Origin of the sequence: Nitrospira sp., from assembly GCA_029194535.1 — a bacterium.
Classification (GTDB): domain Bacteria; phylum Nitrospirota; class Nitrospiria; order Nitrospirales; family Nitrospiraceae; genus Nitrospira_C.
In genome coordinates, this window is sequence record JARFXR010000001.1 from 2,251,312 (window position 1) to 2,271,985 (window position 20,674).

The window sequence follows — 20,674 nt, forward strand, 5'->3', positions numbered from 1 at the left end:
CCACCGAAAACACCCAGAAATAGCAGCTATTTTTCCATTCAGTAGTTGACCGCAGGCCTCTTTCCCCAGTATTCTCGCCTCCCCCAGCCCAGACCACTGGGGGCCGTCCATCTTCCGCAGCCGCGGAGGTTGCCTGTGAGTGCGAGGCCGTCTTGTCGAACCACTCCTGCCCTTTTCCCAGCCTGTGCCGCTTTCCTTGAACCTTCTGCCGCATCCCCGCGACTCACTCAGCAGGATGATGTGGCAAAACTCCATCGTCGAGGAGCAGTCATGATCGTCGTCGTCGCCGTCGCGATGATGTTGGGTGTGGGGGGCATGCCTCTGGACGCAAGGGCCGCTACGACAGAAGATTTCCACGGCGCCATTGTACAACAGCGCGCAGTGGCACCATCGAGGCAAGAGACCTCCTCACCGCAAGCGCCGACTGACCCCGCTGTGACACCAATCAATGCGGCGGGGAAGGACTGCGATGGACAACCTCCATCGGCCGGCTCCATCACGGCCATGCTCAGGCGCTTGGTTGATACGTCGGCCAACGTCCGCGGCGTGCAGTGCCCGATCCCGCCGATTCCAGACTCTCAACCCATACAGGAGCCACAGCCATGAGCCGTTTCGCATCCAGTTTCGGGTTTCGTATTTCGGGTTTCGCCCTCACACTACTGCCGATCCTGAGCGGTTGTGCATCGCTCGCCGACACACCAACATCCGCGTCATCAACCCAACCGCAGCTCACGGATCAGGTGATTGAGCGCTACATTCGCGCTCATCCTGAAGTCATCGAGCAATCCCTGCAGGCCCTGGAGACCAAGCGGGAAGCGGAGGAACGGGGGCGCCAAAAGATCGCCATCGGCAAGCGCCAGAAGGATCTTCTGAACGATCCCTCATCGCCTGTGAGCGGGAATCTCAACGGCGATGTCACCTTGGTCGAGTTCTTTGATTATCGCTGCGGATTCTGTAAGCGGGCGGCAAGCGCCGTCACGGAGTTGCAGAAAGAAGACCTGCGCGTGCGCGTCGTCTATAAGGATTTTCCGATTCTCGGCGAGCCATCAGAGCTTGCCGCAAAAGCAGCCCTATCCGCGCACATGCAAGGCAAACACCAGGTCTTTCACGAGGCGTTGCTCGCTTCCAAGGCGGAAATGACTAAGGACACGCTTCTTGCCATTGCCGGCGACGTCGGCCTCGATCAGAAACGACTTGAAGCGGATATGGCCAATCCGGAGTGGCAGACCGTGATCGACCGCAATCGTGCCTTGGCCAGAGACCTCGGCATTTCGGGCACGCCGGGGTTTATTGTGGGCACGGAACTCGTGCCGGGGGCGTTGGATGTCAACGGACTAAAGGAATTGATCGCGCGGGCGGGAGAGAAGAAATGAGATTGCAGCGTTATTCAATGATGAGAAAGGCGCCTTCTGGGTCCGCGGCGAACTGGGTGAGGTGATGTCGATGATCCCGCAACAACTGTTCAATATCGGACGTCGAGCAGTTGCTGCGACGAATCCAAACGACTTTAGGAGGTGGCCGATTAGGGAAATTGCAGTCGATGACCGGATCAAAGAAAGGAGTCAATGATGCGCGCACTCATTAACAGAACATTCGTCGTGCAGTGTTACCTTGCCTGTGCACTGTTCACCGGTGGAATCTCGTTTGTTCAAGCAGCCGATGATACCCAACCCCCGACCGTACCGGGCTCATCAGTGCCGGGATCAGACGACGTGCAGGACCGAGGCATCCAACGGGGACAGTTGGGCCAGCCGCTGGCTCCCATTCCCGTCCTGCCGAAGCGTCCCTCAGGGTTCTATTGTCTAAAGTCGAATAGGACGTGCTACTGCGATCGATCGAAGCAAGGTGACTGTGCATTGATGAGGGAACTCATCTGCGCGCCAGGTACCTATAAAGACACCACTCCCCTTGATGGGGAATGCACGGCATGGAAGCCTTGACGGGATTTACACCGAATACACCATTGGATTTGGAAGGAGGAATACCATGAAACGGTTTGCACTGAAGCTAGCTGTGGTGCTGGTACTTGCCTTGGAACTAGTGGTTGCATCGCCTTACCTCGCAATGGCCGGCAACGAAAGACAAGGAGGCCAACCGACCGACGCCCAAGAGCCTGGGCAGGGCGATCCATCTCAAACGCACTCGCCTTCGGGGGATGTACAAGAACGCGGCCTATCGCTGAGTCCCGGCGCAGGTCTAAGTTCGCCGGCCCTGCAACCACGTCCAACCGCATTCAAATGTGACGCGGCGACTCGAAAATGCAGGTGCTTTGAAGTGGAGGATTGCAACTGGATGAGACGGACCATTAGCCAGAGGTGCGTAATATCTGACAGTTGTACAAGTAACTGCACATGCACCATCAATTAGCCGGGTGAAGCAGCATGTGGCGACAAGCAAAGCCGTTCCGGCTCGTCCGTCAGACATCGAGCCGCTGCGTTAGCGGAGGCTCGGTTGCGACTGCGGCCGATCAGATACCGAAGCTCCAAGGGAAGCGAGCCGAGAAGACAACAACATGGCCCCGTCATTTCCCAGGGCAGAAAGGAAAGAGGTCTCATGTTCTTGTCAGAGCCGAGATATCAAGGACCCGTTCTTGCGGCAATGCTCCTGACACTGGTCGCTCAAGCGGAGGCGGCGCCAAAGCGCCCGTCGTCCACCGCGCAGGCCTGTACCCTGTCGGGAGAACAGCTCGGCGAACTCCAGGCCAAGAATCCCGGCGCCATGAACGCGTGCGGCGATCTGGCAAATCGCGCAGCAGCGCAAGGACGACCGTTCTCCTTCATGTGCGACGCCGGAGGCAAAGTCTCCTGCTGCGATGATCAACAGTGCATCACCGTGGTGGCGATGAAGCGATTGGTCCTTCCACCAATCGGCACAAGTCCGCCGGTCTTGCAGCGCCGCGGCGTGGAGGGCGAGCGGCCGGACGGCGGGATGGCCAATCCGTCCGATACGTCACCAGAGAGGAAGTGAGGAAGTACGGTATCGCCCTGTGATTGAGAGAGCTTAGGGTTTGACGAACCTTGGATCCGGCGAACCACGGAATCCTTGTGAGGGAGGATGTCTCATGAATACATGGGTTCATGCAATGAGACTCTTGTTCGGTCTGTCTCTCCTTACGGTCGGTTGTACGGCGCCGCCGGACCGGCCTTCAACAGAACTCGCTGAACCGAGCACGATCGTCACGGAAGTTCCAGTGATTCCGGATGAACCGTCGGTCGCTCAGGAACCTTCACTCGTTCAAGAAGCTCCAGCGTCCGAGATCTCTGGCGACGTGCAAGAGCGTGGAGTGAGTAAGCTCGCGCCCGGAGCCTTTGCGTCCGGCATGGCTATCCAGGGCGTTCTGGTTACCCCCGCCACGAATCTGTACCCAGGCGAGTTCGCCTTCCGAACTCAAAAAGGCTACTACCTCACAGCGATCGGGGGCGGTGGCAGGGCGACCGATCCGACCATCATTACGAGCGCCACATCGGCGGGTCCTTGGGAGAAATTCAAGCTGGTGATCGCCACGCCGCCGTCGCCCCATGACAAGACCGTTCAGACGTCCGGCGGCAACTACGTCACTGCGGTCGGCGGCGGAGGGCGCACGAGCGACGTCCTTCACACTGATGCGACTCAGCCAAGAGACTGGGAACGGTTCAGGCTGATCGACCTCGGCGTCGGCATTCCCGCTGCTCCCACCTACTATGGCATTCAGACGATCAAAGGCCGCTATCTCACAGCCATGGGAGCGGGTGGCAAGTATCAGGATGCCATCCACACCGATGCCACGCAGATTAAGGGGTGGGAACAGTTCAGGATCGTGAAGTGCGGCGATCCGGGATCGACCTACGAGTACGGAATCTTGGCTGCCGATGGCAACTTCCTGACCACCAGTAAGGGTGGCGGTTCATCCAACTATGTCGTGCTCAGCGCCCCATCCGGCGTTGGGGCAAAATTCAAGTTCTTCCGGCAGACGGATGGCACGTATGCCTTTCAAACAGAGAACGGCGTGAATTACCTGACGGCGCTGGGTGGCGGAGGGCAGGTGCAAAAATACGTCAACTGCGACCCCGGGTTTTTCGGCGCCTGCCTCTCTGGGTTCTCGACCATCTTCCATACCGATGCCACGCAGGTGAAGAGCTGGGAGAAATTTAAAGTGATCGATCAGGGCAACTGCACCTATTCGATTCAGACATCCAGTGGATTCTTTATGGGCATCTACAAAGATTCGACAGGCCACATGTCGTTGACGACGCGTCGCGACGGCGCGCCGACGCCGAACGAGAAGTTTCAGTTGACCGTGTTCGGCCTTGCGTCGCCGCAGATTATCCAGTGATGGAGCTGAATTGCGGAGATGCGTGAGCATAAACACCCGGACACAGCTGTCATCCACCCACGTCCGTTTTGGCGACGGAGACACGATGGTGCGTTGCAGGGTCTTGCGCTGATCAGTTGAGATGGAATGGATATGATGAGTGTCCCGGCTGGGAAAGAGGGTAAACGAACCCGCAAGCGACGAAAGGATTCCTGTTGTGAGAACCTCAGCAGGCCAAAGGCCAGAGAGGACGGTGCGTAATGATGAGCAGCAGCTTGATCCGATGCGGAGTGGCGATGTTTCTGATGTATGTATGCCTGGTTCACGCTCTACCGGCTGGAGCGGAACCGATAAAAAATCCGGAGAAATGCAAGGGAGGTGTTCCCGACGGAGCGTTTCATTGTTTGAATAAGCCTGGGCAGTGGGTCGAGTGCAACGGGAGCGGAGACTACATGTGCTGTGCCCCTAATACGCAGGGCGGAAAAGATTGTGAGCAGATCGAAAGCTTTCAGACTCCCAAGAATCCAAAAGCCAATCTAGGCGCAGTTCAGGGTGGGCAGTTTCAGGTCGCGCCGACAAATCCTCCGCCACGAACTACTCCCGTCCCAAAAGCGGGCATGAGCCCTGCGGTCAAGCGTCGTGGTGTGGAAGGGGATCAGCCGGACGGCGGGATGGCCGATCCGTCCGGTACGTCACCAGAGACGAAATGAGGGTGGCCGTGAACTTTGGGTATGTTGGAGCGACTAAGATGCAGCCGCACCGCACAACGACAACAAAAGGAACACTTGCCATGATTCCCACCCGCGCAGCGTTCGGACTGTTTGCACTTGGCGTGCTGTGCTGGAACGTGACGGCACCTCTCTCAGATGTTCAGGCAGCCGAGATTCCACCTGCTACCCAGGCCTCGGAAGCACAGAAGCCAGACTTGGCGGAGGCAGACAATGTGCCAGATCCGGTGCACGAGCGAGGTCTGGAACAAGGTGCTGTGCCGGCGCCTCCCTACTCGTGTGGCTCAGGAGTCTGTCTCTGCGCTGGTCAGAACAACTGCAGTCAGATGACGCAGCCTCAACCCTGCAAGCGGGAAAAGTTTTGTGTCGGCCAGACGGCCGGTCCTCCGCCTCCCCTCCCCCCGCAGGAGCCGGCGCTCTCGAAGCGAATCATGCCGAATACGACTCGCACGACAAGCCTCAATCTGCTGATCTGCTCATGTCGGTCTGGGCAATGATGCCGGTGCGAGGTAGGTCGATGCTGCAGGGCAATTGGTTGGAGAGCAGAAGGAAGAAGGGCGTGGTCCACTGAAGCGGGGCAAGGAGTCCTGTTCATGGTTCGACAGGCTCACCACGAGCGAACTTCTGGGACACAAGACTAGAGAACGTGAATCGAGGGTATCGTGAATTCTCCTGCAGCGCGAAGGTCGTCACGAACTGTGATGACGCCTGCATGCAGCGCATGCAACCGAGATTGGAGCGTTTGAGGAGGCTACTCGAGACCGTGGCCGTAATGAAGAGAAGCTCACAGGAATCGAGAAAACCAACGGGGTCCAACCCCTTAATCTCTGATCAGATCACCCGCAGCAGCGACACCATCGTGCCGACGGTGAAGGTGGCAAGGATGATTACGAGGATCCACATGGCATGTTCTCCTGTCCTCAGGGCTGAAGTGTGGTTCTGCCTGTAGATCAGAGGAAAGCCCAGAATGTTCATCTTCGAACAGCAGCATGAGTTTCGGCCAACTTTGAACAGGGTAGCTTCAGCTCATGACCAGCGCATGGATCAGCGCGTCATGCCTTTCCACCGAAAACACCAAGAACTAGCAGCTATTTTTCCATTCCGTAGTTGACCGCAGGCCTCTTTCCCCAGTATTCTCGCCTCCCCGAGCCCAGAGCATCGGCGGGCCGTCCGTCTCAGCAGCCAACGAGGTTGTCGATGAGCGCGAGGCCGTCTTGTCGAACCACCCCTGCTCTTTTCCCAGCCTGTGCCGCTTTCCTTGAACCTTCTGCCGCCTCCCCGCGACCCACTCAGCAGAATGATGTGGCAAGATTCCATCGTCGAGGAACAGTCATGATCGTCATCGTCGCCGTCGCGATGGTGTTGGGTGTGGGGGGCATGCCTCTGGACGCCAGGGCGGCCACGATAGAAGATTCCCACGGCGCCAATGTTCAACAGCGCGCAGCAGCACCATCGAGACAAGAGACCTCCTTACCGCATGCGCCGACTGACCCCGCGGTGACACCAGCGAATGCGGCGGGGAAGGACTGCGATGGGCAACCTCCATCGGCCGGCTCCATCACGGCCAGGCTCAGGCGCTTGGTTGATACGTCGGCCAACGTCCGTGGCGTGCAGTGTCCGATCCCGCCGATTCCAAACTCGTCACCCATACAGGAGCCGCATCCATGAGCGGTTTCAGATCTAGTTTCAGGTCTCGGGTTTCGGGTTGCAAGTCTCAGGTTTCGGGATTTGGGTTTCGAGTTGCGGGGATCGCAATGGCCTTGACGCTGCTCGGCCCCTTCGTGACTTGGGCAGAGCCGGTGGCGATCGACCCAAGGCTCACGCCGGAACTTGAACGGGCGATCGAGCAGTACATCCGCACACACCCTGAAGTCATCGAGCAATCTCTGCAGGCGCTGGAGACCAAGCGGGAAGCGGAGGAACGGGCGCGCCAAAAGATCGCCATCGGCCATCGCCAGAAGGATCTCCTGCATGATCCAAGTTCCCCTGTCAGCGGAAATCTTGACGGCGAAATCACCGTCGTCGAGTTCTTCGACTATCGGTGCGGATTCTGTAAACGGGCCGGCGGCGCGGTCACTGAATTACAGAAAGAAGACCCGCGCGTGCGCGTCGTCTATAAGGATTTCCCGATTCTTGGCGAGCCGTCAGAGGTTGCCGCAAAAGCGGCCTTATCCGCGCACATGCAAGGCAAACATCAAGCATTTCATGAGGCAGTCCTCGCCAGCAAGCACGAGATCACGAAGGAGGAATTGCTGCGTCTTGCCGGCGAAGTCGGTCTTGACGCGACACGGCTCGAAGCCGACATGGCCAATCCTGAATGGCAGACCGTCATCGACCGTAATCGTGCCTTGGCCAAAGACCTCGGCATCACCGGCACGCCCGGTTTCATTGTCGGCACGGAGCTGGTGCCCGGCGCGCTGGACTTAAAGGGATTGAAAGACTTGATCGCGCGGGCGGGAGAGAAGAAATGAGATTGCAGCGCTATTCAATGATGAGAAAGGCGCCTTCCGGGTCCGTGGCGAACTGGGTGAGGGAATGTCGACGATCCCGCAGCAACCGTTCGATATCGGACGTCGAGCAGTTGCCGCAACGAATCCAGACGACTTTAGGGGGATGCCCGAACAGGAAACTGCGTTGATGGAAATCGGCATCCTTTGTGACAATGGCAAACCCCTGTTGCGCGGCATATTGCCACACAGCTTCGTCAGAAGCCTCTTTCAAGCCGATGTCGCGAACGTGCATGGAGTTGGGATACTCCTGTCGCAACATCGTAACGAGTCGATGGGAGAGGTTCTGGTCGAGCAGCACTTTCACTGCGACGGGAGGGAGACGAGTTTGCGTTCTCGGTCAGCGGCGAACTCGAGGCAGGCTCGAATATCCTCACGAGTGAGATCGGGAAAATCTTGGAGGATGGCCTGCTCCGTCATGCCGGAGGCGAGATATTCCAGCACGTCATACACGGTAATGCGGAGCCCGCGGATACAGGGCTTCCCGCCACGCTTGGCTGGATCGATCGTGATGCGGTCTTGGTAGGCCATGGAAGGGAGCCTAGCCCATGCAAGATGAAAGATCAAGCGAACGGCATTGTAAAAGTGAGTCACTTGAGAGAGTCATTTGCAATCTGGATAGAAGCTGTGCACGCCGGGGTTCATCGTCGGGACGGAACTCGTGCCGGGGGCGCTCGATGTGAAGGGCTTGAAGGACCTGATTGCGCGGGCGGGAAATGGGAAGTGAGTGGCTTGTCGCTAGCCCGCATTATTCACGAGGGGTCGTGACGAAACCGCTGAGACGCCAGGCGAGACGGGCACGCACAGCCGTGAGGAAGGGAGGCATACTTGAAACAGTATGTCGACCGACCGAGCGGCGAGCCTGCCCGCTTGGCTGCAGGAAACCGGCCGCCAAGCTTGTCGCAGCGGCGTATCGGCGGTTGCAGTGGAAGCCTTCGTGACTAATGCGGGCTAAGAGGAGGACACCATGCGATCGATCACTATGTTCGCAGCAACAGTTTTGCTGACCGGCAGTCTGGTAGGCGTGGCGGGGACGCCCCTGGCGTTGGCGGATGAGTCGCCCGTCTCGAGCACCCCATCCACCGGCACTGGGGGCGAGGCCGGCACGGCGACCACTGTCCAAGAGCCAACTCCGGCGACAACGGAGCCGGAAGGGTCCGGTCCTCCATCGGAGGCCGGCGAGGTGCAGGAACGCGGTGTCTTTGGAAATGCGCTGGAGCCCAAGATCTTCATGAATCCACAGGCCACAACACCGGTGCCGGCCACGAAAATTCCTCTTCCCGGAATTACCGCACCAAAGCCCGGTACGGTCCTGCCGCCAGATCGGTATCAAGCCCCGACGCCCAATCTCACGCTCATTGCGAACGGGCTACGATTGAATCACAAAAGTCTGACGACCTTAGTCACACTCCCGCCAAACCTACCCGTCAGCAAGCCGGTAGAGATCGGGATCATTTACAGTTCCCCGGCAGGCATTGGGCAGGCCAAACAATCGTACGCGGGCGGCACCGGAAACCAGTTTCTCTACCATGACAGGGAAGGGGACGGCAAACCTCGTGCGATGGAAATCGCCATTACCCTCACGGAGCCGAGCGCCGGCGAGGTTGGGATCTATCGCATGAAATGGCAGGCCAATCTCGATCCACTGTATGACGTGGCTATGGGCCGTTTCGAGTTCACGCTACTCAATTTTTGCGACAGCGCGGGTCAGACCGAGGTCCGCTTCCTATGGTCGCTGCCTGATTCTCGATCTATCTCCCAGAAGAGCTGGTCCACAGCCATTGTCCCGGACACCACACACATTCCAGAATTTCGCTGGGTGGGACTGGAAATAGGATGGTCACAGCCGTTGCACGAAGAGGTATTCAGATTTGTTGACGATGATCCTGGGTGGGTAGACGTGTTGACCTCTCTAGAAGAAACCGTGTTCGGTTTTGGTCAGCGCCTCTCTCCCGCTGATCTCCTGAATACCCCGACCGGAGCCCGGTGGGTAACAGGAGTCATAAAGGCAGAAAATGACTCCTGCAAGGCGAAGTTCAAGTATTGGCGAGCGAAGAATTTGCTCCGATACCCCACCCTCCAGCCGCATTAGCGAGAAGGAGCGCATCGCCTTCTGTGCCTTGAGGCATGCACCTCGTCTTGGAGATTGCGCGGCGGTTTTGAACCGGAAGGTTGGGCGACCGAGCCCGGATGGGGGGTAACGGTCCGTCATCTATGTGGTCTGGGCCTTGTGTCGGCTGTTGCCAGCGGTCCTATTGATGGGAGGCTCTGATGCGAACGATGGCTCTGTGGTTGGGCGCCGTGCTGATGGCGTGCGGATTGGGAAGTGCTTCGGTCAGCAATGAAGGGCTGGCAAACGAACGAACTCCGGCGAGCAATGCCGCGGAGGCGGGCGAGAGTGCGGCAGGCAGGGATCCGGCTCTGCCGTCAGAGGCCGGCCGGATGCAGGAGCGAACGGTGTGGTTGACGCAGCCGGTGCACTTCACTGGCGCGCAGGGGCAGGATGTGGTCGTCGGACCAGGCAGCTATCAGGTGGGAGCCGAGAGCACAAACCGTATCAGCCTCGTACCAACCGAGGATGGCGAGTCGGTGGTGATCGATGCGGCTAATTTGACGCACCAGCAGACGATCGAGAGTCCTGTTCCCGTCATCGTCCCCGATCCGGAGCAGCCGGATGTACTGCATCTGGCACTCCTCTTCCCGGCCGGAACTGGGTTGAACGCGATCGGAACCTATAGCGGAGTGAAGCCGCGTGCGGTGGCGAAGACCGCGATCGTCGTGCAGGCTATGCAGCTCGCGCCCACGCGGACCATGCAAATAGCGGCTACGGTGGCAGCCCCAACCGTGGTGATCTATGAAAATCCTAACTTTGGAGGTCGTAGTCAAACACTCGGTGTTGGTGGATATGTATTCGCTGAACTCAATGACCTTGCTTCCTCCATACGAGTACCAGCGGGTCTGGTCGCTGTCCTCTACGAACACGTCGATGCCGGTGGCGGCTACGGTCTGTCAGTAGACTTGCTGGAAGACCGCCCCGACCTCTCGCAGGTGAATTTTAACAATAAGCTCTCGTATATCTGTGTGTTCAGCAGTCCTGATCCTCAGGGGTTTATCTGGGCGCGAGGGAGTGTGCAAAATGGCCAATTTGTAGCCGGTCATTGGGAACGTCAACGAGCAAGCGGAACACCTGTCAATACCGTTGCTGTGGTCGCTCCGCTGTTAGCGCCCCATCCTGCGAACGCGCCACCGGCCTCCTGTGGCGGAGGGGTCATCGTGCGGGATCACCGAGGCCAGCCACTACCCCCCAACGATGTTGCGAACGACTCCGATGGTGATGGGCTCGGGGATCAGCTTGAGGCAGCTCTCGGAACCTGCGCATCGAGGACGAGTTCGGTCGCCGGGGTCAACTGTAATGGAATCGCCGATCCACGAGACACCGACGGCGACGGGCTGCAAGACGGCTGGGAGGTGCTGGGAAAGCGGACGACCAACAGTCAGAACCAGCCCGTGTTTCTGGACTTGCCGAAGTGGGGCGCAGACCCTCGCCACAAGGATGTGTTCATAGAAGTGGATTTCCGCCGTCTCGACCTCGCCGAGAACCAGCAGGGGGTGGCGAGTCGGATGACCCCGGCGGCGGCCCGCCAGATGGCAGCCGTCTATGCAGATGCCGCGACCACCGACCCCACGCTGCGCGCGGCACACGCCGCGAGCATCGCCAATCCTGACGGCCTACCCGGTATCCGTCTCCATCTCGACACGGGGGTACCACCGGAGCGACCCGAGGACGCCACCATCTACGGCGATTGGGGCGGCTACAACCCGGTGGACGCGTTACCAACCGGTCCGCAGCGGCCGGAACAGGTCTGGCAGACACAAATGGATCGCTCGCGACATGGTGTGTTCCACTACGTCATGGGCTATACCACCGGAGGCGGGGCCTGTGGCAAAGGGATCGCCTGCGGATTCAACATGACATCTGTTGCCAACGCGTCGCACGAATTCGGTCATACCTTGGGTCTCGATCACAACGGCCCCTACAGCGTTGAAAATGAGCCAAATTGCAAGCCTCACTACATGAGTCTCATGAGCTATTCCTATATGGGACTCATGCAGTTTTCCGATGGGCGGCATAAGTCCATGCAGCTCAATAACCATTCCCTGTTGGAGACCAATGCCATCAGCGCCTCCGACCAGCCTCTCCTGAATGCGCTCGCAAGCACCTTCCGGTACAAAGTGGACCCGCTGACAGGGCACGTCGATTGGAACCGAGACGGCGTGTTTTCTCCGGCGAACGTTCGGGTGCGCGCATACGCCAATTTCAATCCAGCCGGCCAATGTGAGTTTACCCGGCAGGGCGAGCAGGATTCCGGTATCCAGAGCCTGCACAGCCCCGCCGTCGTGCATTACAAAAATCAGATCTGGATGTTTGCCGTCGATCTGAACGGACGTCTCGCATACAGCTATACGTCGGCCTGGAACTGCTCGCCGAACGTCGACAATTGCCCCGTGCCAAAATTTGTGCAGCCGGGGATCCGCGATATCGGACCGATCTCCGCGATCGACGCAAAGACGTTCACGGTCAACGGCGTCGAGATGATCATCATCGTCGGCATTCGCCCCGACGGGACGATGTTTTATACATGGGTCACCGTCAGCAGCACCGGATTGAATGTCTGGGATTCAGTCATCACGATCGACGGGTCGTCGCCGGCCGCCGGCGAGCCGTCCCTGGCAAATCCGCGAAGCAAGACGAGCCTCTCCTTGGCGTATAAAGGGACCGACAATGTGGTTCGGACCCGGAGGTTCACGGGGAATAGCTGGTCACCCGAACAAATTGTGACGATCGGGGGTCAACCACTGGCGGTACATCCGAATACTTCACCAGCGCTGGCATTTGTCTACCTCCCTCTCGGCGTGGTAGCCGGACAGGAGCACCTCGTCGGGGCATTCACTGATCCACAAGGCTATATCCAGCTCTATACTCCTCAATTGCCCGGCCCTCGATGGGGGCGACTCCCCATTCCCTACGACCCGATGCATTCGCCTGTGGGCCGGCCGGTCATGACCTGGACGCCGGGCCCAGCGGACGGAGGCGTCATGACCACGTCGGGAGCAACGGCTGCGGGGTCGACCTTCTCTCGGGGGTTGTCGCCGGCCACCGAGTCGGCCTCCTCGCTTGCCCAGGCACAGGAGGACAATGCCAAGCCGCTAGCTGAGGAGGACCGGCCTCTCACCTCACTGAGCGAGCAGGGTCAAGAGCCCCAGGAAGAGACGCCCGCTGGGGAGATTCAGGAACGTGCGGTTCGGCGCAAGCTTCCCCTGGATGTGACCGGGCTGCCTTCCTTGGAAATGGCGCCCACGTCCGGAGCGGTCCTTGCTACGGGACGCTTTTACATACTGTTCCTTGAGTATCAACCGCCTCCTCCGGGCTATCCAGCAACCAACGCGATTCGGATGGCCATGTCGTATGCGGGCTCTGACGGGAAGTTGCGAATCGGTCTGAATTCCTATTTCGACAATGTGTGGGCCTACGCCTACGGCCTGTCGCTGGTGACGCCGAGCGAGGCCGCTCTTCGCGCCGCCGTGACCTACTCCATTCACAAGCCTTGGGCTGAGAACCATGTTTTCTTTCGCCCGCATGCTGATGGCATGACTGACCTGACGTACAACGACTACGATGATTGGAAAACGCTGGGATGGGGCAGTTGCGCCACGTTGGCCCCAACCCAGACGGGCACGCGCGTGAACTGTGCGCCCGCATGGTAGTCCATGATCGCAACCCAGAGGGAGCGTCGGTTCCGAGAGATGGCTTTGCAAGGAACGAGAACCGATTGCATGAATCGAAGCGGTGAATCCACGTTCACGGATGTTTTTGCGTTTCGCGGCTGGATTCTTCAGAGGATGGGAAGGAGAACATCATGCGATCGATCACTATCTGCATAATAACACTCGCGCTCTTGACCGCCGGTCTTGTGAGCGTGCCGCTCGTTCCACGATTGCTGGCGGATGAGCCACCGACCCAAAGTCCCTCCGCCACCGGCACCGGAAATGTGGCCGGCACAGCGCCGGGCGCGCAAGGGCCAGTATCGCCCGGTGTGGCGCCCACGACCGAAGAGTCCGCTCCGTCGGCGGAGGCCGGCGACATTCAGGAACGGGGACTACTACCATCGAAGCTGTCGCCAGGAGCAGTACAGGGAGGCACCCTCAGGCCTCTCCCGCGCTACTCTGCTCCAACGCCCAGCCTCAATTTCGTCGCCAACGCGATTCAACTATCCTTCCCTGCGACCAACACGGTCGACCTCCGGGTGCCCGCAAATCCGGCCATCACAGTTCCGGTCGAAGTCAGCGTCGCGTACAGCACCTCTGGACGGCGTCTTACCGAGACCTACAAGCCCACGACCGGCATTCAACTTCGCTACGCGGATGACTTGAGAGACGGACTCTCCAGATTGATGCGTCTCGATATCGCTCTTCGGGAACTGATTCCGAACGGGCAATCCTTCACGTTCAGCACTCAGTTCACCATGACACCCCTGTTCAATGTCACCATCACACCCCTCAAATTCTTCTTGTATGCCGACTGCGATGCGGTGGGAAAAAGTGACATCTATTTGAGGTGGACCTCACCGGACGATAAGGGTCACAAGTTAAAGTTCAAGCTCAAGGGCGGACAGACACGAGAAATCGCTGAGTTCGCATGGTCTGCCCGCAATGTCGGTCTCGCAAACTTGTTCGAACCCGGCATGAGGTTCAACGAGGAAGATGTGAAACCACAATTCACTCCTGAAAAGATTGCGCTGACAAGAAAGCTGACTCCGCCCACGATCAAAGATTTCAATTATATCGTGCATGAAGATTACGACAACTTTTGTAAAGCGAGAGTCACCTACCGTATCGTCCTTACCCTGCTCTGAGTTGTTCTCATACTGCGCAGGTAGGTGATGCGTATGGGAAAGAGAACGGATTGCGGGAACCTTGTCGAAGACAAACAACAAGGTCGGTGAAATATGTTCCGCCCGACCAAAGGTACAGAGGAGATCCTGTCATGCTAACCCATACGACCAAGTTTGTATGTGCGTCTAGCGTTGCCTTCTGTTGTATCGCATGGCCGCTTGTTGATGACGTTGCCAGGGCTGAAGACGCTCCCGTTCTGGAAGAAATGCAGCAAGCACAACCTCCGTCCCAGCCCGAAATATCGCCGCTCGATTCGGAACCTGGAAATGTCACAGAGCGTGCAGTACCCGGTCTGACCCTTCCTCAAAAAGCCCCAGGCGGGCCAACCGTTCCATCGGTGCCGCCGGGTCGTCAACCGATTCCTCAGCCGATCGATCCTCAGAAACTATCTTCGATCCCATTCAAGACTTCTGCAGGATGTCCTCCTCCCGCCGGGCCCACAGGAATAGATGCAACGAATGCACTCATGGCCTGCCCATGGGCAGGATTGAGCCAGTATCGCGTCCAAGAGAGCGAACGGAATATTCAGGAATCACTTGAGGGAAAGCGTCTTGTCCATGGCGGCGGCAAGTTGTCAGTAAAAGGCAATAGCCTCGCTGAATGGGGCGTGACTCTTAAAATGACCAACGTCAGGGCGAACTTGGACTTCTCAGCGCCCCCAGGTTTTCGCAGCGCGTCACCAAACGGCTTCGTGCTAGAGGCCCCCCTGGGGCGGTCCTGGGAGATTGCGCTCAGAAGTCAGATCGAAGGGCGAGCGAAGGTCGAGGTCGGCAATGAGAGACTGCTCAAGTGGGACCCGTCACTGTTTCCATTCGGTATCCGCATCTCGAACATTCAGACGCGTGTAGAGGTGCAGGTCGACCCGCGCGATCCCGAGCGTCCGCGTTTGGCCAATGCGTCGATTCACCCGCGGTTTTCGATAGGCGGCGAGGGATTCATCCCTGTCTCCATACCGGTGGCGCCGCCTCAGGTCGAAGTCGCGGGCGGAAGACTGCGGATGGTCGCCCACTTCACCAATCTTCCGGTGTCCCTCCCGCCGCTCGACGCACGCCTAACGGGGGATGTCATCTTGACGTTCGAGCCGGTCCGAACCGATATCTGGGGCAGCGTGAACTACGCCGCCACTGTGATCGGCAAGCCGCGCGGCGTCGATGAACAAAGCTTCTCGTCCCCCCAACAGTTCGGCGCAGATATGAGCGACAACGTGTACGACGCGCTGCAGGGTCAACAGATCGACGGAACGGCCTCGTTCCACGCCGCATTCCAGCTCGTCACCGTGACGGTGAAAGGGGAGTTGAGCGTCGGATTGGGCTTCTCCTACCTCGGGACGCGATACGACAAACGCGTTGGGGTTCCTTTTGGATTTGCTCTGCCTTTCGTCGTGCCAACCACGGACGAACTCAGCAAACTCATAGTCGGACTGAGGCCGGGGCTGCCTCGCACACCACCTCACGGGGACGGTCATCCAGGCGGTGTCACGCCCCCGCTCGCCACGCCGATTGACTTCGCCGCTCCGGCCGCCGCTATTGAGCAGGGGATCATTCCGCACCTCCCGTTTGGCGCAGTGCTGTCGCTCGACTATCCGTGGCTGAACTTAGACCCTCCCCTCGTCGGGTTCGTGCCTCCGGTGGCGCTGAAATCACCTCCGACATTCGGCCAAGATGAGGACTCCGCGATCTGGACAGGCCACTATCTTGCGGCAGAGTCGTTCCGTTATGCCGCGCTCCCCTCGCCGGAAGCCTTGGACCGCGTGAAGTTCGTGCTCGGTGGGATCAAGCGCCTGTTCGATGTCACGGCCGATGCGGTGGGGCCGCCTGTACGCGTAAGCCACACAATGGACATGAACATCAGTGGAGCCGCCTTCATCCCTGTCACAGCCGGTCCCGGCATTCTGGCTCGGACGGCGCGCCGCTCCGACCATCCAAGTAATTACACAACCGACCAGAAGTTCTCGAAGGAGAAGACCGGCCCGCTCGAGACGCGCCCCTGCCACTACCTCCATCCGGAAGGCGGCTGGAGGGTGCAAGGACAGGCAACGGTCTATCCGACCTACGGCACCGTTCCTGAAAACATCCGAAAGCAAATGCCCAGCTTGATTCGACCTGAAGGACCGATCTGGTACGGCTGGGGTTGCGGGACCAATCATCCAGTCAGCAAAGACCAGTTGGTCGGGATCTTTATGGGGCTGGGGATGGCGTTTCAAAATGTAGACGATCCCGACGTGAAGGGGACAGCCAGGAAGCTCGTGGAAGACGCGTTGGATTACTTGTTGCGTAACGATTGGAACGTCGTCCTTCCGCCGGATAATCGGATCGCCCCCAGTTCCTCGTTCTTCGGCGATTTTCCGAAGCAATTGGCGTTACTCCGGGTCGGGAAGACTGTAAATTCAGCCAAGTACGGAGCGCTCTATGATCGTTACGCGCCGGCTGCCGAGCTGACCTGGATCTCCGTATGGTTTGGGGCGTTTGAACCGCTGACCCAGTACTACAAGTTCAATCTCTCGCATGCCGCGTTCGCTTCGCTCTTGTTTCTGGAAACAGATCCTGCGATTCGAGCCAGAGCCATGGCAGGCTACAAGGTGCTGTGGGGACCCGTTCGCCATCACAAGAATGCCTATTTCGACTTGTTGCATATCCTGGTACAAGCGCCGCCGGAACGTGCGGCGATGGCCGGCAGTCCCGCGCCCACGAACGCCAGGATGAGTCTTGCCGATGAAATCCGCTCGCTGCTATCGGACTGGCTGGTTCGGCTGAACGATCCGCAAATCAAGGGGCCGAACGGCTTGCCGCGCAACGACATCGCAGATACGGCGTTTCAATCCGGGCTTTGGCCACGGGATGTCACGCTGTACGCGCCGATCGATGGCAGCCGGCCCCGTTGGGTAGCGAACTACGCACTGCCGGTCTCGAAGCGGATCGGGCGAGGCATGGACTTCATGTGGCAGCGGGAACCGTTCCAAGCTGCGATGTCCGAGTCGAAGCGTACACCCGGGGCGTTGCCTCCGGATGAGACGGAAGTCCTGGCGAGCGGCGCCGGCGGTTTGATGCGCTTGCGAGAAGGTCCTGGCGTAGATTATCTGCTGGCCTATTACATGGCGGTGTACCTGGGAGTCATACCAAAATGAGCTACATACGGTTTCACTCGTAGATTCTCAGCACAGAAGCGATGGAGACAAGAAACAGGGACATTCTGAATTTCATCGGACACAGTCGCAGCCCTGGATTCATCGTCGGGACCGAACCGGACCCGGTGCCTTGAACGTGAACGGGTTGAGAGAGCTGATCGCGCGGGCGAGAGGGTGGGAGGGAGCTGCGTGTTTGCATGACATTGAGGGCAATGGTCATGTGGATAGGAGGTAGCATATGAAGACACTCCGGCTTGTGCTTGCTCTCGCGCTAGGATGGTTGTTGTTCGCGATTCCAACCTTTGCCCAATTTCGGGATCCGATTGGCCCCTACGCTGCCCCACAAGCGGAACCAGGCTCCACCGATGCGCCGGGCGCGGATCCGAGCGAGGTCCAATCACGCGGTATGCCGCCGGAGCCGCAACCGACCGGCGAGCAGGAAGCGACATCCTCGGCCACGGGACCCACGACACCCGACGAACCGGTTCCGCCGGAGGAGGAGACCGACATTCAGGAACGGGGGATCCTGCCGGGGGTGATAAAGCCCGGCGCCACCCTGCAATTTTCCGCGCCGACCCCAAGCCTCACCGCCATCCGCAACGCGATCCGCCTCACCTCGAAGAGCATCTCCGTGAACCTCCGCATCCCGGCGAACCTGCCGGTGACGGTGCCCGTCGAGGTCGAAGTCTTCTATAGCTCTCCGTTCCAATCGCGGATCCTGAAACGAACCTATAGTCCCGCCACCGGCCTGACTCTCTCGTATCGCGAGGCGGAAGGGAATGGGGAACCTCGGAAGATGAAGGTCACGATTACTGTGAGGGAGCTGGTCCCCAATGGGCAAGTGACCGGGTTGAACAAGGAGTTCACGCTCACCCCGCTCTATGACGTCTTTGTCACGGACTTGAGGTTCGTCATGGCTCTCCGTTGCGATTCCGTTGGCAAAAGCGACATCAGCTTCCGGTGGTATTCGCCTGACCGTCAGCGCCATGAGCAAAAGTTCAAACTCGGTGAGGGCGAGACAAAAGGAATCACACAATTCTCATGGACCCGCAAGGAGATCAGTACGCGGGCCAACCTCGTGGAGCCGATGATGCTTTTTGTTGAGAGTGATCCTAGCTATTTTCCTCCCAGCTACGACCCTGTTCGAGAGGGACCTTCTGACATTCCCTTGGTGCCGGGACCGACGACCAAGCATCACTTTCTTCTGAAGAACGAAAAGATGGGGCCGCCCGGACTTCAGGGCGCCGTTGGCGGCAATGCGTGCGTAGCGGAGATTACCTACACGATCATCCGTGCGTTGATGCCCTTTGATTAATTCTAACGCAGAGCTTGGGGTCGACTGTGATGCGATCGGGCGTCATACCGGTACGGTACTTGACTTAGACCAGGAGCGCAGGGCTAACGGAATCTCCTACACGCCCGACTTCATCGTCGGTATGGAGCTGTGCCGAGCGGGTTCGACATCAAGCAGGGGATCCTTTGATAGCAGCGATCGGACTTCTGACTAGACGGGACTACGGTTTGTGTCTACTGGGAGGAAAATGAAGTAGCGTCAAGAACGCGAACAGGAGGTCGTCATGATATTCATCACGGCGCTGGTTCTCAGCTGTTTAATGATAGTAGGTGGTGTGTCCAGTCTCTTCGCAGTCAATCTCGTTCTCGCAGAGGAACCGGCGGCGGCACCTGCGCCGGAAGGATCTAGCGCTGCCCCGGAAGCGGGCGACGTGCAGGAGCGCGCCGTGATCCGCGATCACCGAACACAACAGGAGTTGAAACAGACGGCGCCTGCGACCGCCAAACCGGGTGTGGGCATCTTTCAGCCCGGCATGCAAATGACGCCGGCTCCGTCCGCTCCATCCAGTGGTGGTACCGGTCCCTTGCCGGTGGTCGGAGGCATCAATGAGCCTGATTACAAATATCCCTGGGTCGTACGGATGAACGGTTGCGGCGGGGTGCTGATTGATCCGCAGTGGGTGCTGACCGCCGCCCATTGCGTGACGCCGAACATCGGATTCGGACAACTCACCTACACCAGGAAGGATTCGTATGGCAATGTGCTCACGGAAACCCGTCCGCGTGACCCGAATGTCGGGCCGGCCAACAACCGCGGGGTATTCATCCACCCGAACTATACGCCCAACCAGGATCAAGCCAATGACATCGCGCTGATCAAGCTGGCGCAGCCCTTCTCCATCAACTTCGGCCTCCAGACCGTCGGGCTGCCGCGATTTCCCCGGACACCGGGCCGCGTAGGAACCGTCGCTTCCTACGTGAGGCATGACGGATCCCCGGTACCCCAGGGGCAAATCGCCATCTTCCGAGGTCCCATCGCGTTGCTTGATTCTCCGACCAAGCTGTTCGTCGAGGCCAGCGCGGCCGGCGCGGCCCTCTGCCCAGGGGACAGTGGATCCGGCTTCGTGATGGTCGAAAACGGCCGTGCCGTCGTGCGCGGCGTCGCTTCGCAAGGCACGGTCGGAGACTGCAAGACGCCGACCGGCGAGGCGGTCTTCACGGATGTCTTCGTGTTTCGTAATTGGCTTCTGCAAACCATGGGCAAGAACGACGCGACATTGTCCGGCAACACGCGCGTTCGCTGGAGCGGGACCGCGGCCAGCGGCAAACTTGTCATGGGCTGCAGCCATCCGAACACGCCCTATTGGGGTCCGCTCAATGTAGCCGGCATCGAAGAGGGAGCCAACTGTGATGGCGGGCAGGCGCAGGGGATCATTTGCCAGCTTGATGCGAATCAGCCAAGCACGAGGTTTGGACCGCCGCAGATCGTCGGTTTTACCATGAGGACGACCATTGGCAACTCCAGTCAGGTGACTCCGCTTCCGTTCGTGAGCAACCTGGCTCAGTTCGCAGGTCCACTCCCCGCCGGTGCGTCACGCGAGTTCACCTGCCAGATCGGCACCGCACTGACGTCGGGGACGCTGGGGACGGCCGGTACGGCGGTTCTGAGTCGCGGGGTTGAAGACGATCAGTCTGAAGAATCGGCGATCGAGCAGCCAAGTCCGTTCGATCCGTCGGAGGAACCCAAACCGTGACCTCTCGATCATGCCGTTACGTC

At 59.0% G+C, this 20,674-nt stretch carries 14 protein-coding genes; 12 read left to right on the forward strand and 2 right to left on the reverse strand.

The genetic code is table 11. The features are described 5' to 3' along the window. Nucleotides 1-270 precede the first annotated feature (270 nt). The 6 genes from P0111_10455 (at nt 271) to P0111_10480 (ending at nt 7,490) form a co-directional block, all read left to right on the forward strand. Complete coding sequence (locus tag P0111_10455) at nt 271-606, forward strand: hypothetical protein (GenBank protein ID MDF0644443.1); 336 nt, start codon at nt 271-273, stop codon at nt 604-606. Next, on the forward strand, nt 603-1,373 hold the full coding sequence (locus P0111_10460; GenBank protein ID MDF0644444.1) for a DsbA family protein: 771 nt from the start codon (nt 603-605) through the stop codon (nt 1,371-1,373). Before P0111_10455 ends, P0111_10460 begins: the two co-directional genes overlap by 4 nt. Nucleotides 1,374-2,598: 1,225 nt before the next feature. Beyond that, entirely contained in the window at nt 2,599-2,967 is a 369-nt protein-coding gene (locus P0111_10465; GenBank protein MDF0644445.1) for a hypothetical protein, read from the forward strand. 94 nt (nt 2,968-3,061) lie between these two features. After that, nucleotides 3,062-4,312, forward strand: a complete 1,251-nt coding sequence (locus P0111_10470; GenBank protein MDF0644446.1) for a hypothetical protein — start codon at nt 3,062-3,064, stop codon at nt 4,310-4,312. Nucleotides 4,313-6,351: 2,039 nt separating this feature from the next. Then, a complete protein-coding gene (locus P0111_10475; protein ID MDF0644447.1) occupies nt 6,352-6,687 on the forward strand; it encodes a hypothetical protein in 336 nt (111 codons plus the stop codon). An 86-nt stretch (nt 6,688-6,773) separates the two neighbouring features. Beyond that, a complete protein-coding gene (locus P0111_10480) occupies nt 6,774-7,490 on the forward strand; it encodes a DsbA family protein (protein ID MDF0644448.1) in 717 nt (238 codons plus the stop codon). Nucleotides 7,491-7,500: 10 nt separating this feature from the next. Here the strand turns inward: P0111_10480 and P0111_10485 are convergent, their stop codons facing one another. Both P0111_10485 and P0111_10490 read right to left on the reverse strand, forming a co-directional pair. Further along, nucleotides 7,501-7,827 carry a DUF5615 family PIN-like protein gene (locus P0111_10485; GenBank protein MDF0644449.1) on the reverse strand — a complete coding sequence of 109 codons (327 nt, stop codon included), beginning with the start codon at nt 7,825-7,827 and terminating at the stop codon, nt 7,501-7,503. 2 nt (nt 7,828-7,829) lie between these two features. Further along, a complete protein-coding gene (locus P0111_10490) occupies nt 7,830-8,057 on the reverse strand; it encodes a DUF433 domain-containing protein (GenBank protein MDF0644450.1) in 228 nt (75 codons plus the stop codon). Between the two features lie 436 nt (nt 8,058-8,493). Here P0111_10490 and P0111_10495 point away from each other — a divergent pair, with 436 nt between their 5' ends. The 6 genes from P0111_10495 to P0111_10520 all read left to right on the forward strand — a co-directional run bounded on the left by P0111_10495 (nt 8,494) and on the right by P0111_10520 (nt 20,651). Further along, a complete protein-coding gene (locus tag P0111_10495) occupies nt 8,494-9,618 on the forward strand; it encodes a hypothetical protein (GenBank protein MDF0644451.1) in 1,125 nt (374 codons plus the stop codon). A gap of 179 nt (nt 9,619-9,797) precedes the next feature. After that, complete coding sequence (locus P0111_10500; GenBank protein MDF0644452.1) at nt 9,798-13,292, forward strand: hypothetical protein; 3,495 nt, start codon at nt 9,798-9,800, stop codon at nt 13,290-13,292. A 152-nt stretch (nt 13,293-13,444) separates the two neighbouring features. Continuing rightward, nucleotides 13,445-14,440, forward strand: coding sequence for a hypothetical protein (locus tag P0111_10505; GenBank protein MDF0644453.1), 996 nt, complete (start codon nt 13,445-13,447; stop codon nt 14,438-14,440). A gap of 506 nt (nt 14,441-14,946) precedes the next feature. After that, the gene (locus P0111_10510) at nt 14,947-17,604 is read left to right on the forward strand and encodes a hypothetical protein (GenBank protein MDF0644454.1); all 2,658 of its coding nucleotides are present in this window, start codon (nt 14,947-14,949) and stop codon (nt 17,602-17,604) included. Between the two features lie 238 nt (nt 17,605-17,842). After that, nucleotides 17,843-18,919: a hypothetical protein gene (locus P0111_10515; GenBank protein ID MDF0644455.1), complete on the forward strand. Its 1,077-nt coding sequence runs from the start codon at nt 17,843-17,845 to the stop codon at nt 18,917-18,919. A gap of 262 nt (nt 18,920-19,181) precedes the next feature. Next, nucleotides 19,182-20,651, forward strand: a complete 1,470-nt coding sequence (locus P0111_10520; protein MDF0644456.1) for a trypsin-like serine protease — start codon at nt 19,182-19,184, stop codon at nt 20,649-20,651. Nucleotides 20,652-20,674 lie beyond the last annotated feature (23 nt).